The following is a 20,783-nucleotide window of genomic DNA, read 5'->3' on the forward strand; positions in this document are numbered from 1 at the left end:
TATTCTGGAAGGAAGGATAGAAAATGGATGAAAAAATAAAAGAAAAGATAATGGAAGCATTAGAAGAAGTGAAAGACCCGGAATTAGGTGTAGATATTATCAATTTAGGATTGGTATATGATTTAGAGTTAACGGAAGAAGGAACGGCAATTGTAACCATGACTCTTACGTCTATTGGATGTCCGCTTGCCGGAACAATTACAGAAGACGTGAAAAAAGCACTACTTCCATTAGCGGAAGTAAAGAATGTGGAAGTAAGCATTACCTTTAATCCGCCCTGGAGTAAGGACCGGATGTCGCGTTATGCAAAAATTGCGTTGGGGATTCGTTAAAGCGGGATATGATCGTCGAGGCAGCTTACTTAGCTCAAAAATTTTTAAAACTGAATGTATCGTTAGGAAAGCCTTTGGATTAAATCGATTTTCCATGATGGCTGACGCTGTTCCGGATGATTCAAAAGTCTTCAATCAATCACAAAACTTTACTTTTATGGAAAAGTTTTATCTATTGTCATCATTCAGCATGCAATTTGACATGAAATGGCGGCTCCCATGAACAAAAAGTTCAATGTCATCGGGTAATCAGTATCCTTACAAATTTTAAATACACTAAAAAACAGACAGAAAGACGTGTAGTTTACAACAGAAGCCCAAAAATTAAAAAAATAACTAAATATTCATTTGATTTTATTTTTATACAGTATTATAATGATTAGTAATTTAATAGATATGAAGGAGCGTTAAAAGTTTAAAATGAATAAAAAAAGTAAGATAGGTATCGTTGGAGCGACAGGTTATGGTGGGATAGAATTGATCAGATTGCTCTCTTCCCATCCACATTTTCATATTTATTCAGTTTATTCTTCTTCACAGGAAGGAACGATGATAAAGGATATTTATCCACATTTATCGCATGAAAGTTGGCGTTTGCAAGATATCGATCCAAACCGAATGGCACAAGAAGTGGATTTAGTGTTCACTGCCACTCCATCCGGAATCTCGAGCCGACTTGTTCCAGGTTTAGTTGATGCAGGGCTTAAGGTAGTCGATCTATCCGGTGACTTTCGTTTAAAGGAAGAAGATCTATACGAACAATGGTATCAAAAGCCTTCTGCTAAAAAGTCTTATTTACATCAAGCGGTGTACGGACTATCCGAGTGGTTTGCCGAAGAGGTGAAAGAAAGCTCCTTTATTGCCAATCCGGGTTGTTATCCGACTGCTACATTGTTAGCATTGGCTCCCCTTGTAAAGAGTCGGTTGATTGAAGAAGATTCAGTTATTGTGGATGCGAAATCGGGGGTTTCTGGTGCCGGAAAAGGCTTATCGAGTGTGACACATTATGCCGAAGCAAATGAAAATCTTAAAATTTATAAAGTCAATCAGCATCAGCATATTCCGGAAATCGAGCAAGTGTTGAAGGGCTGGAATGAAAACATCCAACCAATTACTTTCAATACACATCTGGTGCCGATGACAAGAGGCATCATGAGCACAGTATATGCACGGGCAAAAGACAGGATGACACTTGAAGACTTATATGCTCTTTATCTAGAAAGTTATAAAGCTGCTCCATTTGTAAGAATAAGAGAAAAAGGAAAATTCCCGTCAACAAAAGAGGTATGCGGATCTAACTATTGTGATATCGGAGTTGCTTTTGATGAGAGAACGAATCGTATCACCATCGTGTCAGTGATCGATAACCTTGTAAAAGGGGCGGCAGGGCAGGCTGTGCAAAACGCTAATATCATGATGGGATATGAACAGCAGACAGGTCTAAACTTTATTCCTGTTTATCCATAAGAGAAATAAGAGAGGGGAATAAGTGTGATTAAGACGGAAGAGAAAACAACGGTAAAGAAGATAGAGAACGGAACAATTGTGACGCCAAAGGGATTTTTGGCGGCAGGTGTGCATGCTGGACTGCGTTATGAGAAAAAAGATGTAGGAGCAATTGTGAGCGTGCAACCCTCAAGCTGTGCGGCAGTTTATACACAAAGCAGCTTTCAGGCAGCTCCGCTTCATGTCACAAAAGAAAGTATTGCGGCAGAGCAAAAGCTGCAAGGTATCATTGTAAACAGTGCGTGTGCAAATGCTTGTACAGGTGAACAGGGGTTAAAAGATGCCTATGAAATGAGAACGCTGTTTGCGGAGAAATTTCAATTAGAGCCTCATTATGTAGCGGTTGCTTCTACTGGAGTCATCGGTGAGTTGTTAAATATGGATAAAATCCGTAAAGGCATTCAAAATTTGAAGCCAGGCAATGATCAAAGTGCTGCAGAGGAGTTCCAAACAGCCATCTTAACAACCGACACAGTCATGAAGACAGCCTGCTATGAAACGGTGATTGACGGTAAGACGATTACTGTCGGAGGAGCTGCAAAGGGATCGGGAATGATTCATCCAAATATGGCGACGATGCTTGGATTTGTTACAACAGATGCAGCAATCGATTCCAATGTGCTGCAGGAAGCTTTGCGCTCCATTACCAATAAGACATTTAATCAGATTACAGTGGATGGAGATACGTCGACAAATGACATGGTCATTGTCATGGCAAACGGAATGGCCGAAAATGCTCCGTTAACGCCTAGTCATCCGCAGTGGTTCCAGTTCTATGAGGCGCTAAAGTTAACATGTGAAGATTTGGCAAAACAAATTGCCCGTGATGGAGAAGGGGCCACGAAACTAATTGAAGTTCAAGTCAATGGAGCGAAAACAAAAGAAGATGCCAATAAAATTGCCAAACAAATTGTTGGGTCTAATCTTGTTAAAACAGCTGTATATGGAGCGGATGCAAATTGGGGGCGAATCATTGGAGCAATTGGCTACAGCGGAGTGGAAGTCAATCCTGATAAAGTGGATGTCAGCATGGGAGAAATTAATATGCTGAAAAACAGTCAGCCTCAAGCGTTTGATGAAGAAGCAGCTAAAACCTATTTACAGCAATCTCAAATAGTCATTACCGTACAGCTTTACGAAGGAAAGGAAAATGGAGTAGCGTGGGGCTGTGATTTAACATATGATTATGTGAAAATCAATGCGAGTTATCGCACATAAGGGAGAGACATAATGGGAAATCAGGAAACAATTGTGATTAAATGCGGTGGAAGCATTATGAATGAGTTAAGCGATTCTTTTTTTCAAAGTCTATCCTTTTTGGCGGATCAAGGATATCGTCTAGCGATCGTTCACGGCGGCGGACCGGATATTGCAGCATTATTAAAGCGGCTCAATATCCAATCCGAGTTTGTTAACGGATTACGCAAAACATCTGCAGAAGTGCTGGATGTGGTCAAAATGGTGTTAGCCGGAAAAGTAAACAAACAGCTTGTCACTTCTCTGCAAACATATGGGTTGAATAGTGTAGGGTTGTCAGGTTGTGATGGAATGCTTCTCGAAACGAAAGCCATCAACTATGAGGAACTAGGGTATGTAGGCGAAGTGGTAGATGTAAATGATCAGTTGCTCAATCATTTGATGGATGGAGGATATGTACCGGTCATCTCATCTATTGGAGTGAACAAAGAGGGAGAAAGTTTTAATATTAATGCTGATTTGGCAGCCGGTGCGGTCGCGCAGGCGCTTGGGGCAAAGCAGCTTCTATTTGTCACAGATGTGCAAGGGATTTTAAAAGACGATGAGCTGCTGCCCGAAGTGACCCCTGCTGATGTTGAACAACTGATGAAAAGCGGAGTTATTTACGGCGGAATGATCCCGAAAGTGCAAGCGGCAATCAAAGCTTTATCGCCATCTCTTCATCAGGTGCAGATTGTAAGCGGCAAAGCTTCATTTATGACGGAAAACGGAGAGTGGATAGGTACCACTATCAAATATGGAAAAGAAGAAACGGAGGGATCGGCAGATGAGTTACTTATTTCCAACATACCAACGATTTGATGTGAAAGTAAAAAGCGCGAGCGGAACAAAATTGACGGATGAAAACGGCCAGAAGTATCTGGATTTTATTTCCGGTATTGCTGTATGCAACTTAGGACATCGCCATCCGGCTGTACAAGAAGCGGTTGAACAACAGCTGAAACAAGTATGGCATGTATCGAATTTGTTTCATGTGAGTGTTCAAGAAGAAGTGGCGGAATTGCTTGTCCAGCATTCATGCGGGGATGCCGTCTTTTTCTGTAACAGTGGTGCGGAAGCGAATGAAGCAGCCATTAAATTGGCACGAAAGTATACGAAACGCCATAAAATCATTACCTTCAAAAAATCATTTCACGGTCGAACGTTTGCAACTATGTCGGCAACAGGCCAAGCAAAAATACACGAAGGCTTCGGACCATTGCTGCAGGAATTTGTGTATGTACCTTATAACGATATAGAAGCTGTAAAGAAAGAAATGGATGAAACAACAGCAGCAGTGATGCTTGAAATTGTCCAGGGAGAAGGCGGAGTCGTTCCGGCGGAAGCGGAATTTCTGGAAGGGGTCCAGCAGCTTTGTCAGGAAAATGGTTCATTGTTTATTGTCGATGAAGTACAAACAGGTATTGGACGCACAGGAAAGCCATTTGCGTATCAACACTATTCATTATCACCTGATATTACCACAGTGGCAAAAGGATTAGGAAGTGGATTGCCGATTGGAGCGCTTATCGGTAAAAATCATTTAAAAGAAGCGTTTGGTCCTGGATCCCATGGTTCGACATTCGGAGGGAATCCAATTGCATTAGCAGCGGCAAAAGCAACATTGACCGTCATCTTCCAGGAAGCCTTTTTAAAAGAAGTGGAACAAAAGGCAGCTTATTTTATGAAGGAACTCCAAACGAAGTTGTCGTCCATCCCATTTATCACGGATATTCGAGGAAAAGGATTTTTAATCGGAATCGAATGTGCTGAGAAGCAGGGTGAGCTTATCGGGAAAATGAGAGAAAAAGGATTGCTTGTCCTTGGGGCAGGTCCATCCGTTATTCGTTTGCTGCCGCCGTTAACTGTCACTATGGAAGAAATGAATACAGCATTAACGATTATTGAGAATGTGTGCTGCCACGAAAAAATTTCATTGTAAACAGTGGTGATTTTTTATAATATATATGTATAAAAATTCTATTAAATAAATAAAAATTCGTTCGGAGGCTTATTATGAAAGGTTATGTTCACTTAGCGAACGGCGAGTCGTTTGAAGGAACATTAGAGGATACATCAACAAAAAAAGAGATAACAGGAGAGATTGTTTTCTTTACAGGCATGACAGGTTATCAAGAAGTGTTAACAGACCCGTCGTATAAAAATCAAATTATTGTGTTCACATACCCGCTTATCGGAAATTACGGAATCAATGAGCAGGATTACGAAAGCAAAAAACCCCATGTCGCCGGTGTCGTCGTCTACGAGTGCTGGGATCAAGGTTTTCACTATGAAGCCACATATACGTTAAAGCAGTATTTAAAAAAATGGAACATTCCGCTTATTACACATGTCGATACGCGCGCGGTTGTCAAGCGCATTCGAAATGAAGGCACGATGCAAGCTTTCGTTTCGGCACAAACATCCGCTTTACCGGGTGTCTTTAAAGAACAAGAAAGTCTTATTGTAAAGGAAGTGTCGACTCCCAGTGTACAAACATACGGAAGCGGAGATAAGCATATCGTTCTCATCGATTTTGGCTACAAAAAATCCATTTTACAAGAGCTGGTGGAGCGCCAATGTCGAGTAACGGTCGTGCCTTATCACATTTCCTTGGAACAATTAACCGAATTAAAGCCGGATGGAATTGTGTTGTCTAACGGTCCTGGAGACCCGGTCCAATTGAACTTCCAGCTCCCAACGTTGAAAAAAGTAATCGAATCTTATCCGACATTGGGAATTTGTCTTGGCCATCAATTGATCGGCCTTGCATGCGGAGGAAAAACAAAGAAATTAATGTTCGGCCACCGTGGCGCCAATCAGCCGGTGATCGATCTGGTAAAGAAGAAAGTGTATATGACGTCTCAAAATCACAGCTATGTGGTAGATGAAGAAAGCATAAAAAATACGAAACTGAAAGTGCGTTTTAAAAATGTAAATGACGGATCTGTCGAAGGATTTATGCATCAAACATTACCGGTTTTATCCGTGCAGTATCATCCTGAAGCACATCCGGGCCCTAGCGACAGCAGCTACATTTTTGATGAATTTCTAACACTCGTGAAGCAAGCAGGGAGAGAGAAAGTGTATGCCTAAAGATACATCGTTAAAAACCATTTTAGTCATTGGCTCAGGGCCTATCATTATCGGCCAGGCAGCAGAATTTGATTATTCAGGAACACAAGCCTGCCTTTCTTTAAAAGAAGAAGGATACAAAGTCATCCTGGTCAATAATAACCCGGCAACAATCATGACAGATGAAAATGTGGCAGATGTTATTTATTTTGAGCCTCTGACAGTAGATAGTGTAGATAAAATCATGAAAAAAGAAAAGCCGGATGGATTGCTGGCGACATTGGGAGGCCAAACGGGGTTAAATCTGGCACTCGAGCTGCATGAAAAAGGGGTTTTGCAGAAGCATGGGGTGAAGCTGCTTGGAACACCGATTGAATCCATTAAGAAGGGAGAAAATCGGGAAGATTTCCGTCAGCTGATGAAGGAACTGAATGAACCCGTACCAGCGAGTACAATTGTGACAAAAGTGGAAGAAGCGCTTGCCTTTGCCGAAGAAATCGGATTTCCGGTGATTGTCCGCCCTGCCTATACCCTTGGCGGAACAGGCGGCGGAATTGCCTATACCACAGAAGACCTAACGTTTTTAGCAGCAAATGGCCTTCGTGAAAGTGCCATTCACCAATGCTTGATTGAAAAAAGCATTGCCGGCTACAAAGAAGTGGAATACGAAGTGATGCGCGATGGAAATGGCACGTGCATTACGATTTGCAATATGGAGAATATCGATCCTGTCGGTATTCATACAGGGGATTCTATTGTGGTGGCTCCTTCTCAAACATTAACAGACGTAGAATATCAAATGCTGCGGACAGCCTCCATCAAAATTATTTCCGCACTGGGTATCATCGGCGGATGTAATATTCAGTTTGCTCTCGACCCGGCAAGCAAACAATATTATTTGATTGAAGTAAATCCTCGTGTCAGCCGCTCATCCGCTCTTGCTTCTAAAGCAACCGGGTATCCAATCGCGAAAATTGCAGCCAAATTAGCGGTTGGCTACACGCTCGATGAAATTTTGAATCCGGTAACCGGCGACACATATGCAAGTTTTGAGCCATCATTGGATTATGTGGTAGTGAAGTTTCCTCGCTGGCCGTTTGATAAATTTGCACAGGCTGATCGCAAATTGGGAACGCAAATGAAAGCAACCGGCGAGGTCATGGCGATTGACCGCAATCTGGAAAGAAGCTTGCAAAAGGCGATTTCTTCGTTGGAAATAAACGTGAATGGATTGGAACTTCCGGCCTTGAAGGATTGTCCGCAACAAGAATTAACCGGAAAATTAAGTCAACAAAACGATGAACGCTTATTTGTGATTTTTGAACTGCTTCGTCGTGGATATGAGGTAGCACATATTCATGAAATCACGAAAATCGATTACTTTTATTTAACACATTTTGCCCAATTAATTGAGCTTGAAAAAGAGCTAAAGACGTTAAGTTTCCAGACGATCGATCCTCAGCTTTTTAAACAGGCAAAAGAAAAAGGGTTTGCGGACGAATATCTTGCTTCTATCTGGAATGTTCAAGAGCAGGAAGTTCGCCAAAAACGGAAAGAACTGCAGATTGTTCCAAGCTATAAAATGGTCGATACATGTGCAGCAGAGTTTAAATCAACAACTGCGTATTTTTACTCCAGCTATTACGGGGAGACCGAACTGTTGGAGTCGGATAAAACGAAAGTAGCCATCATCGGCTCTGGTCCCATTCGGATCGGCCAGGGAGTCGAATTCGATTACAGTTCCGTTCATGGTGTTTATGCTCTACAAGAAGAAGGATATGAGACGATCTTAATTAATAATAACCCGGAAACGGTAAGCACCGACTTTCAGGTAGCCAATCGCTTGTACTTTGAGCCGATTACGGTAGAGGACGTGTTGAACGTACTCGAAGCGGAAGGCGTTCACCATGTTATCGTTCAATATGGGGGGCAAACCGCTATTTCACTCGTGCAAGGGTTAACAGAAGCAGGCGTTTCCATTCTAGGGGTCACTGAAGAAGTCATTGATGCATTGGAAGATCGCGATAAATTTTACCAATTGCTTGAGGGACTGAATATCCCACATGTACCAGGGGAAATGGCCGAAAACGAGCAAGAATTAATGGAAAAAGCAAAGAGTATCGGTTTTCCGATTCTGATTCGTCCTTCCTATGTTATTGGCGGACGCGGGATGATGACTCTTTATGGTCAAGAGGAATTGGCTTCCTATATCCAAATGATTGAACCTGGTCATTACCCGATTTTAATTGATGCTTATTTACCAGCAAAGGAAGCGGAGATTGATGTAGTGACAGATGGAGAGAATATTCTCGTTCCGACCATTATGGAACACGTAGAGAAAGCGGGTGTACATTCCGGTGACAGCTATGCTTACTTACCATCTCAAACGTTAAACAAAGCGGTTGAGGAAAAAATTGTCGAGTATGCTAAGAAGATCGCCTGCAAACTTTCCTATAAAGGCGTGATGAACATTCAATATTTAGTAGATGGTGACGATGTGCTCGTTCTTGAAGTGAATCCAAGAGCAAGTCGTACTGTTCCCCTCGTGAGCAAAGTCACAGGTATACCGCTTATTGCGCTTTCGACAAAAATATTGCTTGGGAAATCTTTGACAGAAATTCATGGAAAAACCGGGTTATTGTCAGCCCCTTCTTACCAAACCATTAAGTTTCCGGTTTTTTCTACAAATAAACTGGCAGGAGTCGACCCCCTTGTTGGGCCGGAAATGAAATCGACAGGTGAAGGAATTGCCATTGCCTCAACCATGGAGGAAGCCGCTTTAAAAGTATTTTATAGTTATTTAATGGCTCATCCTCAAGCAAATCAAATTTGTGTGGATGGCGAGACCGATGAGCAATGGCTTAACGAACTTAAAGAACATGGTGTAAAAGTAGTAAAAGAGGATGACATCAACCGTTGGGCTTCCCAACAGGAAGCCCTGCTCTTTATAAGTTTAGGCACGGGGGAAGAAGCCAAGCAAAGACGTTTAACCGCCTTAAAGCATGGGTTACTCGTCATGACAGAAAAAGAAACGGTAGATTTATTCATAAAAGCCTTCAAACAGAAACAATACGATGTTTGTTCATTACAAAACTGGAAACAGAACGATCAACAAGTAAAGGAAGTGACCATATGATGGGAGCAGTGTCAATTGAGAAAGAACAAATCCAGCTAAAGGGAAAAAACTTGTTAACGTTAATGGATTTATCGACAAATGAGATTATCTATTTATTGGAGAGTGCCCTTGAGCTGAAAGCAAAGCATTTAAACGGTGAGGTCGTTTCTTCCTTAAAAGGGAAAACGCTGGGAATGATTTTTGAAAAATCCTCTACTCGCACTCGTGTTTCATTTGAAGCCGGCATGCTCCAACTAGGGGGAAATGCCCTTTACTTAAACGGAAACGATTTACAGATCGGAAGAGGAGAAACCATTGCAGACACAGCCAGGGTTCTTTCCGAATTCATTGATGTTATTATGATTCGCACGTTTGAACATGAAAAAGTAGTAGAGCTTGCTAAACATGCTTCTATTCCCGTCATCAATGGTTTAACAGATGATTTTCATCCATGTCAGGCACTGGCTGATTTGTTGACCGTTTATGAACATAAGAAGGCCTTTAAAGGATTGAAAATGGCTTATATTGGAGACGGCAATAACGTTGCTCATTCACTTATGATTGCTTGTGCAAAAGTAGGAATGGACTTTACACTTGCATGTCCAAAGGGGTACGAACCGAAAGAATTTGTCGTCAAATACGCACAAGAGGTGGCCAAAGTGACAGGTGCCAACATTACCATCTGTCATGACCCTGTTGCAGCAGCCAAAGATGCAGACGCATTGTATACGGACGTATGGACAAGTATGGGGCAGGAAGAAGAAGCAAAAGAACGCCTGGCTGTTTTCACCCCGTATCAAATTAATGAAGAATTAGTTAAACAAGCAAAAAGTGATTATCTGTTCCTTCATTGTCTCCCGGCCCATCGAGGCGAAGAAGTAACGGCAGAAGTGATTGACGGTCCTCGTTCCTTTGTATTTCAACAAGCCGGAAATCGAATGCATGTCCAAAAAGCCTTATTACAAGCTATTCTTTCCTAAATAAACTATTTTAAAATAAGGTTGTGTTAAAGTTTAGTGTTGATTTTTGGCCCATTTGAATAAAACGAAAGGAAAACTGATGAGAAAATGTATTTTCTGGACGTTTTTCTTTCGTTTTAAAGGTAAAATGTTGGAAAGCACGCTTTTCTTCATAAAGGAAGCATGTATACTCATGAAAAAACGAAAAGCGGATAAGATAATGAGTGAACCACCTTATTAAAGGAGGCACTAACAATGGGTCAAAACCGCCACTTTACACCTGGCCAGAAGGCGCCGAATAACGGCATTTATATAGAAATCGGAGAAACGGGAAGCAACGTGAAAAATCCGCAAAAGCTAAAACTTAAAGCAGGAGACCGCTTCCCTGAAACATCCAATCATAATCGCCATTGGACATATTTGCGCAAGCCCTAATTGTCAAAAACTCGTCGATCGACGAGTTTTTTTTTTGTGCAAAAACGGGTATAATAAATATAAAGGTCAAAAAAGGTCAGACATTTTTTGATAGGAGGATATTTAATGGACATCAACAAAATGACGCAAAAGTTGCAGGAAGCATTGCTGGATGCTCAATCTCTTGCAGTAAAAGAGCATCATCAGGAAATTGACACAGGTCATTTATTAATGTCTTTAGTGAATCAGTCCGAAGGGATTGGCCCAAGAATTTTAGCATCCATGAATGTCTCGGTCGACTTATTTAAAGAACAGTTGCATGAACTCTTGAAAAAACGCCCGATTGTCACGGGATCAGGTACTGAATCAGGAAAAATTTATGTTACAAATAGACTGCAGCAAGTATTAGCAAAAGCTGAAGAAGAAGCAAAGCGATTACAAGATGAATATGTCTCTGTTGAGCATGTGTTTTTAGCCTTAACGGAATCATCATCTTCAGATATTGGCCAGCTGTTTTCGCGAAATGGGCTGACGAGAGATCGTTTATTGCAAGTATTAACATCGATCAGGGGGAATCAGCGCGTGACAAGTCAAAATCCGGAAGCTACATATGAAGCATTAAAAAAATACGGCCGTGATCTAGTTGCTGAAGTACGTGCGGGGAAAATCGATCCTGTTATCGGCCGAGACAGTGAAATTCGCCGTGTGATCCGCATTTTATCGAGAAAAACAAAAAACAATCCTGTTTTAATCGGGGAACCTGGGGTCGGTAAAACCGCGATCGTTGAAGGGCTGGCCCAGCGAATTGTTAGACGGGATGTACCAGAAGGTCTTAAGAATAAAACAATTTTTGCGCTTGATATGGGAGCGCTCGTAGCGGGAGCGAAATTTCGGGGAGAATTCGAAGAACGTCTAAAGGCAGTTTTGCAAGAAGTGAAGAAAAGCGAAGGGAACATTTTATTATTCATTGATGAACTTCATACGATTGTAGGAGCAGGTCGTGTAGAGGGAGCGATGGATGCAGGCAATTTATTAAAACCGATGCTTGCACGTGGAGAGCTTCACTGTATCGGTGCAACCACTCTGGATGAGTATCGGCAGTATATTGAAAAGGATCCTGCTTTAGAACGGCGTTTTCAGCAAGTATTAGTGAGTGAACCGACCGTAGAAGATACGATTTCTATTTTACGTGGACTAAAAGAGCGTTTTGAAATTCATCATGGAGTCAACATTCATGACCGTGCCCTTGTAGCGGCAGCCACGATGTCCAATCGCTATATCACCGATCGCTTTTTGCCCGATAAAGCAATTGATTTAATCGATGAGGCGTGTGCCACCATTCGAACAGAGATCGATTCGATGCCTTCTGAGCTTGATGAAGTCACAAGACGGCTCATGCAGCTGCAAATTGAAGAAGCCGCACTGCAAAAAGAAACAGACCCAGTAAGTAAAGAGCGGCTGGAAGCCATTGTAAAAGAAATCGCCGATCTACAAGAGAAGGCCGATGCCATGAAACTTCAATGGGAGCAAGAAAAGAAATCAATTCAGACAGTGCAGGAAGTAAGAGAAAAGCTTGAAAGAGCAAAGAGGGATTTAGAAGAAGCAGAAAATCGATATGACTTAAATAAAGCGGCTGAACTTCGTCACGGAATCATTCCATCGTTAGAAAAAGAAATCAAAGAAATGGAACAGCATTCAACCGAGAGACAAAGTGACAACCGCTTGCTGCGCGAGGAAGTGACAGAAGAAGAAATTGCAGAGATTGTAGGCCGCTGGACCGGGATTCCGGTTTCTAAATTGGTAGAAGGAGAACGTGAAAAGCTGCTTCGTCTTGAATCCATCCTCCATGAGCGTGTCATCGGACAGGAAGAAGCTGTTTCGCTTGTAACAGATGCGGTACTGCGTGCCCGTGCCGGCATAAAAGATCCGAGTCGTCCGATTGGTTCTTTCATTTTCCTTGGACCGACGGGAGTAGGGAAAACGGAGTTGGCGAAAACGTTGGCCCAGGCCTTATTTGATAGTGAAGAACATATCATTCGCATCGATATGTCTGAATATATGGAAAAGCATGCCGTGTCCCGTCTAATTGGTGCACCTCCGGGCTATGTCGGCTATGAAGAAGGAGGGCAATTAACAGAGGCAGTTCGCCGTAATCCTTATTCTGTCATTTTGCTTGATGAGGTTGAAAAAGCTCATCCGGAAGTATTCAATGTGCTGCTGCAAATTCTGGATGATGGGCGTGTGACCGACTCAAAAGGAAAAACGGTGGATTTTAAAAACACTGTCATTATTATGACATCTAACATTGGCTCCCACTACTTGCTGGACGGCGTGACAGAAGAAGGGGAGATTACGGAGGGTGCGAGAGAGCAAGTAATGGCCCAGCTGCGCAGCCATTTTCGCCCGGAATTTTTAAACCGTGTAGATGATGTCATTTTATTTAAGCCACTCACGACGAGTGAAGTAAAAGGCATTGTAGAAAAGTTGCTGCAGCATCTTGAATTAAGATTGGCTGATCGTCATATTTCAGTCCACCTGACTGATACAGCAAAAAATTATATTGCAACTGCAGGGTTTGATCCTATATACGGGGCAAGACCATTAAAACGTTTTATCCAAAAGCATGTGGAAACAAAGCTTGCCCGTGATCTGATTGCAGGAACCATTCATGATCATGATCAAGTGATCATTGACGTAGAAGATGATACATTTGTGATAAAAAAAGCTTAAAAATGGACCAAAAAGCAAAAAGAGACCCATTTTATTGTCTTTTTTTGCTTTTTATAATAGCGGTCATAGGAATCAGCTAAATTCTCTACTGACTTTTGCAAGGCAATACTATCTACTTCTTTCAAAAAAGAGTAATGCTTCTTTAGCTCAGGAAGTGATTTCACTGTTTTTTTTGGCTAATGTCAACCGCCATTCATCTCCCACCTACTCATTGGGCTGCGCCCTTCGCATTCCTTGAGGTAGGAGTCTTCTGTTGGAAATGATAAAACGGAATCATAAAATGAAGTTGTATCCGTTTTCGGAAGTGGATTATTTTAAACTGAACATTGATAGAATAGATAGGTGATAAAAATGATAGAAAATTTAATTAATCGATTTATGAAAATATTTCAGGCATCAGAAGATCAAATTCGGGTGTTTTTTGCACCGGGCCGGGTTAATTTAATCGGAGAACATACAGATTATAACGGCGGACACGTCTTCCCATGTGCGTTAAGTCTTGGCACATATGCAATTGCGAAGAAAAGGGAAGACAACATGGTGAGAATGTATTCCAGCAACTTTGAAAACCTGGGTGTAATCGAGTTTTCGCTTGAGAACCTCCAGTATGAAGAAGCCCATGATTGGGTGAACTATCCGAAGGGAGTCATCGATATATTCCAAAAATACGGTTATGCCATTGAGAAAGGGTTTGATGTCTTATTTTACGGCAATATCCCAAATGGTGCAGGATTATCTTCATCGGCTTCCATTGAATTGGCAACTTCAGTACTATTAAAGGGGTTATTCCAATTAGATACAGATATGATCAGCATGGTCAAAATGAGCCAACAGGCAGAAAATGAATTCATTGGTGTAAGCTGTGGTATTATGGATCAATTTGCCATTGGAATGGGAAAAGAAAATCATGCCGTTTTATTAAACTGCCAAACTTTAGATTATACGTATAGTCCACTTGAACTTGAGCATGCTTCTCTAATCATTGCCAATACGAATAAGAGAAGGGGATTGGCGGACTCGAAATACAATGAACGACGCAGTGAGTGTGAGCGGGCATTAAAACAATTGCAAGCCGAATTAACGATTGAATCATTGGGAGACTTAACACCAGAACAATTTGAGCAGCATAAGCACCTTATTCAGAGTGACATCGATCGTAAACGAGCAAAACATGCAGTCTACGAGAATACTCGCACAAAAGAAGCGGTCGTGAAGCTTCAAAAAGGTGATATCAACGGATTTGGTGAGTTGATGAAGCAATCTCACGAATCTTTACGGGATGATTATGAAGTGACGGGGAAAGAACTAGATGCATTAGTGGAGGCTGCCTGGGCACAAGAAGGTGTTATCGGTTCACGTATGACAGGGGCCGGATTTGGCGGATGTACCATCAGCATTGTGCAAAATGATCAAATTGAGAGCTTTATAGAAAAGGCAGGAAAACACTATACAGACAATACCGGATTAACAGCGAATTTCTACGTTGTACAAGTAGGAAGCGGTGCAAAGGAATTGACTGCTGAAACGGTTTAACATGTGAGGAGGAAAATTCAATGGCTATTTTAGTATGTGGTGGAGCAGGTTACATTGGGAGTCACACGGTTTCGGAGTTGCTTGATAAAGGCGAAGAAGTGATTGTGGTAGATAACTTGCAAAAAGGCCATGAACAAGCTGTATTAGAAAGTGCCAAGCTTTGTATCGGCGATTTACGTGATGAAACGTTTTTAGACGAGGTTTTTACTAATAACCGTATTGAGGCAGTCGTTCACTTTGCGGCAGATTCTTTAGTGGGAGAAAGTGTAGAAGATCCGTTAAAGTATTACGACAATAACGTGTACGGTACCCTTTGCCTGCTTCGTACAATGGTGAAGCATGATGTAAAGAAAATGGTCTTTTCGTCAACAGCGGCAACATACGGTGAAGCAAAAAACTTCCCCATCTTAGAAGATGATCCGACAGAGCCGACCAATCCTTACGGTGAAACAAAATTAGCGATCGAGAAGATGTTGAAATGGTCTGAACAAGCATATGGCCTAAAATATGTTGTATTGCGTTATTTTAACGTGGCGGGCGCACACATGGCGGGAAAGCTCGGGGAAGATCACACACCAGAAACACACTTAATTCCCATCATCCTGCAGGTAGCATTAGGAAAACGCGAGCATATCAGCATTTTCGGTGAAGATTATGACACGCATGATGGTACATGCATTCGTGACTACATTCATGTGACTGACTTGGCGGATGCCCACATCTTAGCAATCGAGAAGTTACACCGTGACAACACAAGCGGTACTTATAACTTAGGAAACGGAAACGGCTTTACGGTAAAAGAAGTCATCGAGGCGGCACGTAAGGTAACAGGTCATCCGATTCCGGCACAAGTAGCACCAAGACGTGCGGGAGACCCGGCAAAACTTGTGGCTTCTTCTGAAAAAGCAATGAAAGAACTAGGCTGGCAGCCGCGCTATACAACACTTGAACAAATGATCGAAAGCGCATGGAAATGGTTCCAGACGCACCCGGAAGGTTATTAAAGAAAAGCGGAAGCGACTGTTAAGGCTTGAGAGGCATTGGAACTTCTGACAGAGGAACGGCTTTTTCGTTCCGTGGGAAGAAGTGAAATGACCGAAAGGCTAGGAGCTGCAGCCGGACAATAAGAAAAGCGGAAGCGACTGTTAAGGCTTGAGAGGCATTGGAACTTCTGACAGAGGAACGGCTTTTTCGTTCCGTGGGAAGAAGTGAAATGACCGAAAGGCTAGGAGCTGCAGCTGGACAATAAGAAAAGCGGAAGCGACTGTTAAGGCTTGAGAGGCATTGGAACTTCTGAGAAGGAGCTGCAGCCGGACAAGGAAGGAATGCACAGCAAGCTCGCCTAACCGGCTGATCCAAAGGTCTTTAGAGAATGAATATCATGTGTTTTTTTCTTTTCCTCATTTCAAAATGAAGGGAGCACGATTAAATGGCTATCAGCATTCATGAACAAATTGAGCGCTTAATTCAGTACGGGTTGAATAAAGAACTCATTACAAAATGGGATGTAGACGTTGTCCGCAACAGGATACTAGAAGTATTAGAACTTGACGAGTTTGAGTCAGTGGAAATAGAAAAACAACAGCTGGACACACCAGTGGCAATTTTAGAAGCGATTTTAGACTGGGCGGCTGAGAACGGACGTCTAGAAGCGAACACGGTTACATACCGCGATTTATTAGATACAAAAATCATGGCAAGCTTCGTTCCGCTTCCTTCTGAAATGAACCGTCAATTTTATGAGCGATATGAAAAAGAGGGCCCGCAATCGGCAACAAACTCTTTCTATCAATTTTCAAAAAACGTTCATTATATTCGTACAGATCGCATTGCTAAAAATGAAGCATGGCTCGCTCCAACCGAATATGGAGATTTAGAAATGACGATTAATCTATCGAAGCCGGAAAAAGATCCAAAAGCGATTGCAGCAGCGAAAAATATGAAACAAAGCTCTTATCCAAAGTGTTTATTGTGCAAGGAAAATGCCGGTTATGCGGGACGCGTCAATCATCCGGCCCGCCAAAACCACCGCATCATTCCAGTTGAACTCAATAATGAGCAATGGTTCTTACAATTCTCGCCTTATGTATACTACAATGAACATGCTATCGTACTGGCGGGCGAACATGTGCCAATGAAAATCTCAAAAGAAACATTTGTACGCTTATTGGAATTTGTCAATCAATTTCCGCATTATTTTCTTGGGTCAAATGCTGACTTGCCGATCGTGGGCGGCTCAATCTTAACCCATGATCATTTCCAGGGTGGACATCATGAATTTCCAATGGCAAAAGCAGAGATTGAGCATGAGTTTACATTTGCGAACTATCCGGACGTTCGTGCAGGTATTGTGAAATGGCCGATGTCCGTTATTCGTTTACAAAGCGCAGATCGGGAAGACCTTATACAATTATCGGATGATATTTTACAAGAGTGGAAGCATTATAGTGATGCTGAAGTGGACATTTTTGCCTTTACGGGTGAAACACCGCATAATACGATTACTCCAATCGCGAGAAGGCGCGGTGAGTTATTTGAAATCGACTTAGTACTGCGCAACAACCGCACAAGCGATGAACATCCGCTTGGTATTTTCCATCCGCATGCTGAAGTGCATCATATTAAGAAGGAAAACATCGGATTAGTTGAAGTCATGGGTCTGGCCGTTTTGCCGGGTCGTTTAAAGGAAGAAATGCATGAATTGGCATCAGTTCTTACAGCAGAAAACTTTGAAGAGGAAATCAAGAAGAATGAAGACATCGTCAAGCATTTAGAGTGGGCAAAGGCGTTGAAAGAAAAGCATCGAGAGCTTTCAGAAGAAAATGCCCTTTCCATTTTGCAGGAAGAAATCGGAAAAGTATTTGCGACGATTCTTGAACATGCAGGAATCTTCAAACGTAACAATCAAGGACAACAGGCATTCGAGCGTTTTATGAACACCATCACCAGTCAAAGAAATGAGAAGCGCGGCAGAAAAAGCAAGCCAAGTTAAACGGCCATGATTTTCCTATTATTAACATAAACGATGGTCATAAAGAAAGGTGAGGCAATCGAGGGATTTCCCCGGGTTGCCCCACCTTCTTTTTTGCCGTATCAGAAAGCATAGATTGTGTTTTGAAATTGTCCAGTCCCATGCCCTATGAGGCTAAGCGGGTTTATTCCTCTTTACTATATAAATCCACATAAAAAATGGGACATGAATAAAAAGCCATCCATGCCCCATTTTTTACGCATAAGGCTTCCCCAATTTTCCTTTCGGGCCCTTGTCGAAGCCTTATACAAGAGCCTTTTTTCGCTTATTCAAGGCTGTCGGAGCAGAAAAGCTATAAATAACGCTCAAAACGACAAATGATGTTGAACCATTAAATTGAATGTATATAATTATTAATGGTGATCAACTGGATCATTCGGAATAAGTGTACCAATCAACACTACAAGCACTGCAAATACCACAGAGAAAATAGAAGCGGTTGCAAAATTGTATGTAGCACCTTGCATGGAACTAATAACGTAAGCAGCCATGTTTACAAGTAAAAAGCCCCAAAAGATAGCCGAAAGAAATTGCATTTTTTTCACCTCATCTTACAAACAGTTTGTTTATATTTTATCATAAATCCAAGAGTTAATAAATGATATTTTGACAGTACAAAAAGCTCAATAAAATTAAAAGGGAGAAATGAGGAATTGGACAAAAGAGTACTGTTGAGAATTATTTGTATATTTTTGAATAAACTACACTTCACTCACGTCGATTAAAGGGGAAGACAAGTAATAAGTAGCCTGTATGTTCTTTGTGATTTCTTTTCTGATACAAGGCTATTTTCGTAAAATTTTTACATATACTAATAATCGATAAAGGAAATAAATAGTAAAAAAGAGAAAGTGAAAGTAGATAGGGCAGGTGAATAAGTGATGGAAAAAGAAGAAATGAGTGAACTTGATCTGCTTCTTGAACAGGAAGCGTCCAATTTAACACAATTGGGCATGGAAACATTAGAACGATTAAAAAAAGAGAAAAATTTGGAGGAAAGGGAGGGATAGCTATTACAAATGGGCATTCCCCCTTTCTTTTTTTAATTTCGTTCATACAATGTAAATAGTGAAAGAAGTAGTTAATGAATCGGAGGACGAATTGAATGAATGCCCGCTTTTTTAGTTTAGACAATCAATGGAACGTTGTTCATCTTCCTGAAAGACCGAATGGATTTGGCGTATTGGTATTAGGAGACAAGGATCATTTTGTAGAGGGATCTACAAGCTTATGGATACAACATATCGGGCGCTCGCAGCTTGTCCGATATTTATTGGATAAAGGATATACGGTATTTTACTCTAATTTATACGGCCGCCATTGGGGAAGCGATAAATCATTGCGATTAGCCAAACAGCTTTATCATTTAGTCATGAAACAAGAGATTTTAAATAAACGGATACATGTATTGGCAGAAGGAATGGGAGCGTTGCTGGCCCTTCGATTGGTGGAAAGCAATGAAGATTTCTTCCGAGGTATGGCCTTGCTAAACCCATGTTTGGATTTTCGAGCACATGTAGAGCATGAAAAGCAAAATAAGCTTTTCTATAAACAACTTATAAAAGAGATAAGGCAGGCCTACGGGATAGAAGAAGAGGAGCTAAATGAGTTTCTAAACAAACTGCCACAATTAACGGACTACCAATCTACAATTCCCGTTAAAATATGGGCAATGACCAATAACATAAGCTCTTACCCTATTTTTCACAGAAGACATTATGAAGAGCACCGCCTAAAACTCGGTTCCCCTGTCGCTCTTTCTCTTTACTTGCCTGAACAGAAGTATTTATTTGAAAGATCACTTGTCCATTTCTTTGAAGAAAATGAAAAAGTGTTATAACAAAGCCTCTTTGATTATACATATCTAAGAGGCTATTTTATTTAGACGGGGGAACTTGTGATGAAAAAGGTAGCAGTTATCGGAGCCAATCGGTTTGTGGGGTTTTGTTTATGTGATCATTTTTTAAAAGAGGGATTAGAGGTAACGGGGTATATCCATCAGGCCCATGACTATGAAACAGCACTTCAAGAAGAAATGGAGCTGTTTTTAGGAAGAAACGCTAACTTTACCAGCGAGAGAATGGAAGAGAAGAAACCATTATTCTATCCAAAAGAACAATTTGATGCGGTTTACTTTACATTTTTCGATCAAGGAGACTTCCGGGATGCCTCTTTTTTTCGTGAAAAAATCAAGCAGGGGCACAAAGCGCTCGTTGACTGTATTTCCTATTGTTTGCAGTCCAAAGCAAAACTTGTTTTTCTTTCTTCCCTTCGTGTGTATGGTACAAAACAAGAAGTCATTGGAGAAAAAATTATCCCTAATCCCGACCATCGAGAAGGGAGACTGTTTTTCCATTTTGAAAAGATGGTCACTAAGTTTACACAGTCAGCTCTTTCCTACGTCATTATACGTGTTCCGACCGTGTATGGACCTTGGCAGCCTTTTTCAGCTGCTTATCAGCAGGCATGTATCCAGCTTGTAACAAGAGAGGAGAAGGCTATTGAAGTGGAGGAAGATAGAAGGGATGTACTGTTTATTGATGATGTAGTTTACACTGTCGCAAAGTGTACGGATGCCTCACCTTCATCTTCTATTATTCATTTATACAGCGGTCAACACTCGCAATGGGAACAAGGGGCGGATTTATTGAACATTTCCTATGAACCCAGAGAGAGCAAGTTTGAGGGAATAACAGACGGCCTAAATAGACGGGAGAAACCTTTTGCGCCTTATACAAGCATCCGGGAGGGAGTCCAACGGCAAAAACATCATACAAGGCAATTATTCTCACACTATCATTTTTTGTGAAAAAGAGCATTGGAAAATTTTCTTTTACAAACCTTAATTTAGC

General features: G+C 41.5%; 17 protein-coding genes. 16 read left to right on the top strand and 1 reads right to left on the bottom strand.

Annotation, left to right across the window (positions count from 1 at the left end):
• Positions 1-23 precede the first annotated feature (23 nt).
• From ACFOU2_RS09325 to galT, 13 genes are all read left to right on the top strand, one after another.
• Positions 24-332, top strand: a complete 309-nt coding sequence (locus ACFOU2_RS09325) for a metal-sulfur cluster assembly factor (RefSeq protein ID WP_377914435.1) — start codon at positions 24-26, stop codon at positions 330-332.
• A gap of 420 nt (positions 333-752) precedes the next feature.
• Positions 753-1,799 carry an N-acetyl-gamma-glutamyl-phosphate reductase gene (gene argC / locus ACFOU2_RS09330; RefSeq protein WP_377914437.1) on the top strand — a complete coding sequence of 349 codons (1,047 nt, stop codon included), beginning with the start codon at positions 753-755 and terminating at the stop codon, positions 1,797-1,799.
• A 24-nt stretch (positions 1,800-1,823) separates the two neighbouring features.
• Positions 1,824-3,056 (top strand): bifunctional ornithine acetyltransferase/N-acetylglutamate synthase, encoded by a 1,233-nt coding sequence (argJ, locus tag ACFOU2_RS09335; protein ID WP_377914439.1) that lies wholly within the window; start codon positions 1,824-1,826, stop codon positions 3,054-3,056.
• Between the two features lie 12 nt (positions 3,057-3,068).
• A complete protein-coding gene (argB, locus tag ACFOU2_RS09340) occupies positions 3,069-3,896 on the top strand; it encodes an acetylglutamate kinase (protein ID WP_377914441.1) in 828 nt (275 codons plus the stop codon).
• Positions 3,862-5,016, top strand: a complete 1,155-nt coding sequence (locus tag ACFOU2_RS09345) for an acetylornithine transaminase (RefSeq protein ID WP_377914443.1) — start codon at positions 3,862-3,864, stop codon at positions 5,014-5,016. The genes argB and ACFOU2_RS09345 overlap by 35 nt, the downstream gene beginning before the upstream one ends.
• Positions 5,017-5,090: 74 nt before the next feature.
• Positions 5,091-6,170 (top strand): carbamoyl phosphate synthase small subunit, encoded by a 1,080-nt coding sequence (locus ACFOU2_RS09350; RefSeq protein WP_377914445.1) that lies wholly within the window; start codon positions 5,091-5,093, stop codon positions 6,168-6,170.
• Complete coding sequence (locus ACFOU2_RS09355) at positions 6,163-9,285, top strand: carbamoyl phosphate synthase large subunit (protein ID WP_377914447.1); 3,123 nt, start codon at positions 6,163-6,165, stop codon at positions 9,283-9,285. The genes ACFOU2_RS09350 and ACFOU2_RS09355 overlap by 8 nt, the downstream gene beginning before the upstream one ends.
• Positions 9,282-10,244: an ornithine carbamoyltransferase gene (gene argF / locus ACFOU2_RS09360; protein ID WP_377914449.1), complete on the top strand. Its 963-nt coding sequence runs from the start codon at positions 9,282-9,284 to the stop codon at positions 10,242-10,244. Before ACFOU2_RS09355 ends, argF begins: the two co-directional genes overlap by 4 nt.
• 234 nt (positions 10,245-10,478) lie before the next feature.
• Positions 10,479-10,658 (top strand): YjzC family protein, encoded by a 180-nt coding sequence (locus ACFOU2_RS09365; RefSeq protein ID WP_377914451.1) that lies wholly within the window; start codon positions 10,479-10,481, stop codon positions 10,656-10,658.
• Positions 10,659-10,763: 105 nt separating this feature from the next.
• On the top strand, positions 10,764-13,367 hold the full coding sequence (gene clpB, locus ACFOU2_RS09370; protein WP_377914453.1) for an ATP-dependent chaperone ClpB: 2,604 nt from the start codon (positions 10,764-10,766) through the stop codon (positions 13,365-13,367).
• A 351-nt stretch (positions 13,368-13,718) separates the two neighbouring features.
• Positions 13,719-14,900, top strand: coding sequence for a galactokinase (locus tag ACFOU2_RS09375; RefSeq protein WP_377914455.1), 1,182 nt, complete (start codon positions 13,719-13,721; stop codon positions 14,898-14,900).
• Between the two features lie 20 nt (positions 14,901-14,920).
• A complete protein-coding gene (galE, locus tag ACFOU2_RS09380) occupies positions 14,921-15,904 on the top strand; it encodes a UDP-glucose 4-epimerase GalE (RefSeq protein WP_377914457.1) in 984 nt (327 codons plus the stop codon).
• Positions 15,905-16,329: 425 nt separating this feature from the next.
• Complete coding sequence (gene galT / locus ACFOU2_RS09385; protein ID WP_377914459.1) at positions 16,330-17,892, top strand: UDP-glucose--hexose-1-phosphate uridylyltransferase; 1,563 nt, start codon at positions 16,330-16,332, stop codon at positions 17,890-17,892.
• Between the two features lie 392 nt (positions 17,893-18,284).
• Here galT and ACFOU2_RS09390 read toward each other — a convergent pair whose 3' ends face one another.
• Positions 18,285-18,467, bottom strand: a complete 183-nt coding sequence (locus ACFOU2_RS09390; RefSeq protein WP_377914461.1) for a YjzD family protein — start codon at positions 18,465-18,467, stop codon at positions 18,285-18,287.
• Positions 18,468-18,812: 345 nt separating this feature from the next.
• On the opposite strand from ACFOU2_RS09390, the gene ACFOU2_RS09395 reads away from it, so the two are divergent.
• From ACFOU2_RS09395 to ACFOU2_RS09405, 3 genes are all read left to right on the top strand, one after another.
• Positions 18,813-18,941 carry a hypothetical protein gene (locus tag ACFOU2_RS09395; protein ID WP_377914463.1) on the top strand — a complete coding sequence of 43 codons (129 nt, stop codon included), beginning with the start codon at positions 18,813-18,815 and terminating at the stop codon, positions 18,939-18,941.
• Positions 18,942-19,036: 95 nt separating this feature from the next.
• Positions 19,037-19,771 (top strand): alpha/beta hydrolase, encoded by a 735-nt coding sequence (locus ACFOU2_RS09400; protein ID WP_377914465.1) that lies wholly within the window; start codon positions 19,037-19,039, stop codon positions 19,769-19,771.
• 60 nt (positions 19,772-19,831) lie between these two features.
• Positions 19,832-20,740 carry an NAD-dependent epimerase/dehydratase family protein gene (locus ACFOU2_RS09405; protein WP_377914467.1) on the top strand — a complete coding sequence of 303 codons (909 nt, stop codon included), beginning with the start codon at positions 19,832-19,834 and terminating at the stop codon, positions 20,738-20,740.
• The last annotated feature ends 43 nt before the right edge of the window (positions 20,741-20,783 follow it).

The sequence above is a fragment of the Bacillus songklensis genome (assembly GCF_042649685.1).
Taxonomy (GTDB): Bacteria; Bacillota; Bacilli; order Bacillales; family Bacillaceae_H; genus Bacillus_BA; species Bacillus_BA songklensis.

Excerpts from the sequence above, each read along its gene's own strand:
- ACFOU2_RS09325 (WP_377914435.1), top strand. The coding sequence starts at position 24 with ATGGATGAAAAAATAAAAGAAAAGATAATGGAAGCATTAGAAGAAGTG.
- argC (WP_377914437.1), top strand. The coding sequence starts at position 753 with ATGAATAAAAAAAGTAAGATAGGTATCGTTGGAGCGACAGGTTATGGT.
- argB (WP_377914441.1), top strand. The coding sequence starts at position 3,069 with ATGGGAAATCAGGAAACAATTGTGATTAAATGCGGTGGAAGCATTATG.
- ACFOU2_RS09345 (WP_377914443.1), top strand. The coding sequence starts at position 3,862 with ATGAGTTACTTATTTCCAACATACCAACGATTTGATGTGAAAGTAAAA.
- ACFOU2_RS09350 (WP_377914445.1), top strand. The coding sequence starts at position 5,091 with ATGAAAGGTTATGTTCACTTAGCGAACGGCGAGTCGTTTGAAGGAACA.
- ACFOU2_RS09355 (WP_377914447.1), top strand. The coding sequence starts at position 6,163 with ATGCCTAAAGATACATCGTTAAAAACCATTTTAGTCATTGGCTCAGGG.
- argF (WP_377914449.1), top strand. The coding sequence starts at position 9,282 with ATGATGGGAGCAGTGTCAATTGAGAAAGAACAAATCCAGCTAAAGGGA.
- ACFOU2_RS09365 (WP_377914451.1), top strand. The coding sequence starts at position 10,479 with ATGGGTCAAAACCGCCACTTTACACCTGGCCAGAAGGCGCCGAATAAC.
- clpB (WP_377914453.1), top strand. The coding sequence starts at position 10,764 with ATGGACATCAACAAAATGACGCAAAAGTTGCAGGAAGCATTGCTGGAT.
- ACFOU2_RS09375 (WP_377914455.1), top strand. The coding sequence starts at position 13,719 with ATGATAGAAAATTTAATTAATCGATTTATGAAAATATTTCAGGCATCA.
- galE (WP_377914457.1), top strand. The coding sequence starts at position 14,921 with ATGGCTATTTTAGTATGTGGTGGAGCAGGTTACATTGGGAGTCACACG.
- galT (WP_377914459.1), top strand. The coding sequence starts at position 16,330 with ATGGCTATCAGCATTCATGAACAAATTGAGCGCTTAATTCAGTACGGG.
- ACFOU2_RS09390 (WP_377914461.1), bottom strand. The coding sequence starts at position 18,467 with ATGCAATTTCTTTCGGCTATCTTTTGGGGCTTTTTACTTGTAAACATG.
- ACFOU2_RS09395 (WP_377914463.1), top strand. The coding sequence starts at position 18,813 with ATGGAAAAAGAAGAAATGAGTGAACTTGATCTGCTTCTTGAACAGGAA.
- ACFOU2_RS09400 (WP_377914465.1), top strand. The coding sequence starts at position 19,037 with ATGAATGCCCGCTTTTTTAGTTTAGACAATCAATGGAACGTTGTTCAT.
- ACFOU2_RS09405 (WP_377914467.1), top strand. The coding sequence starts at position 19,832 with ATGAAAAAGGTAGCAGTTATCGGAGCCAATCGGTTTGTGGGGTTTTGT.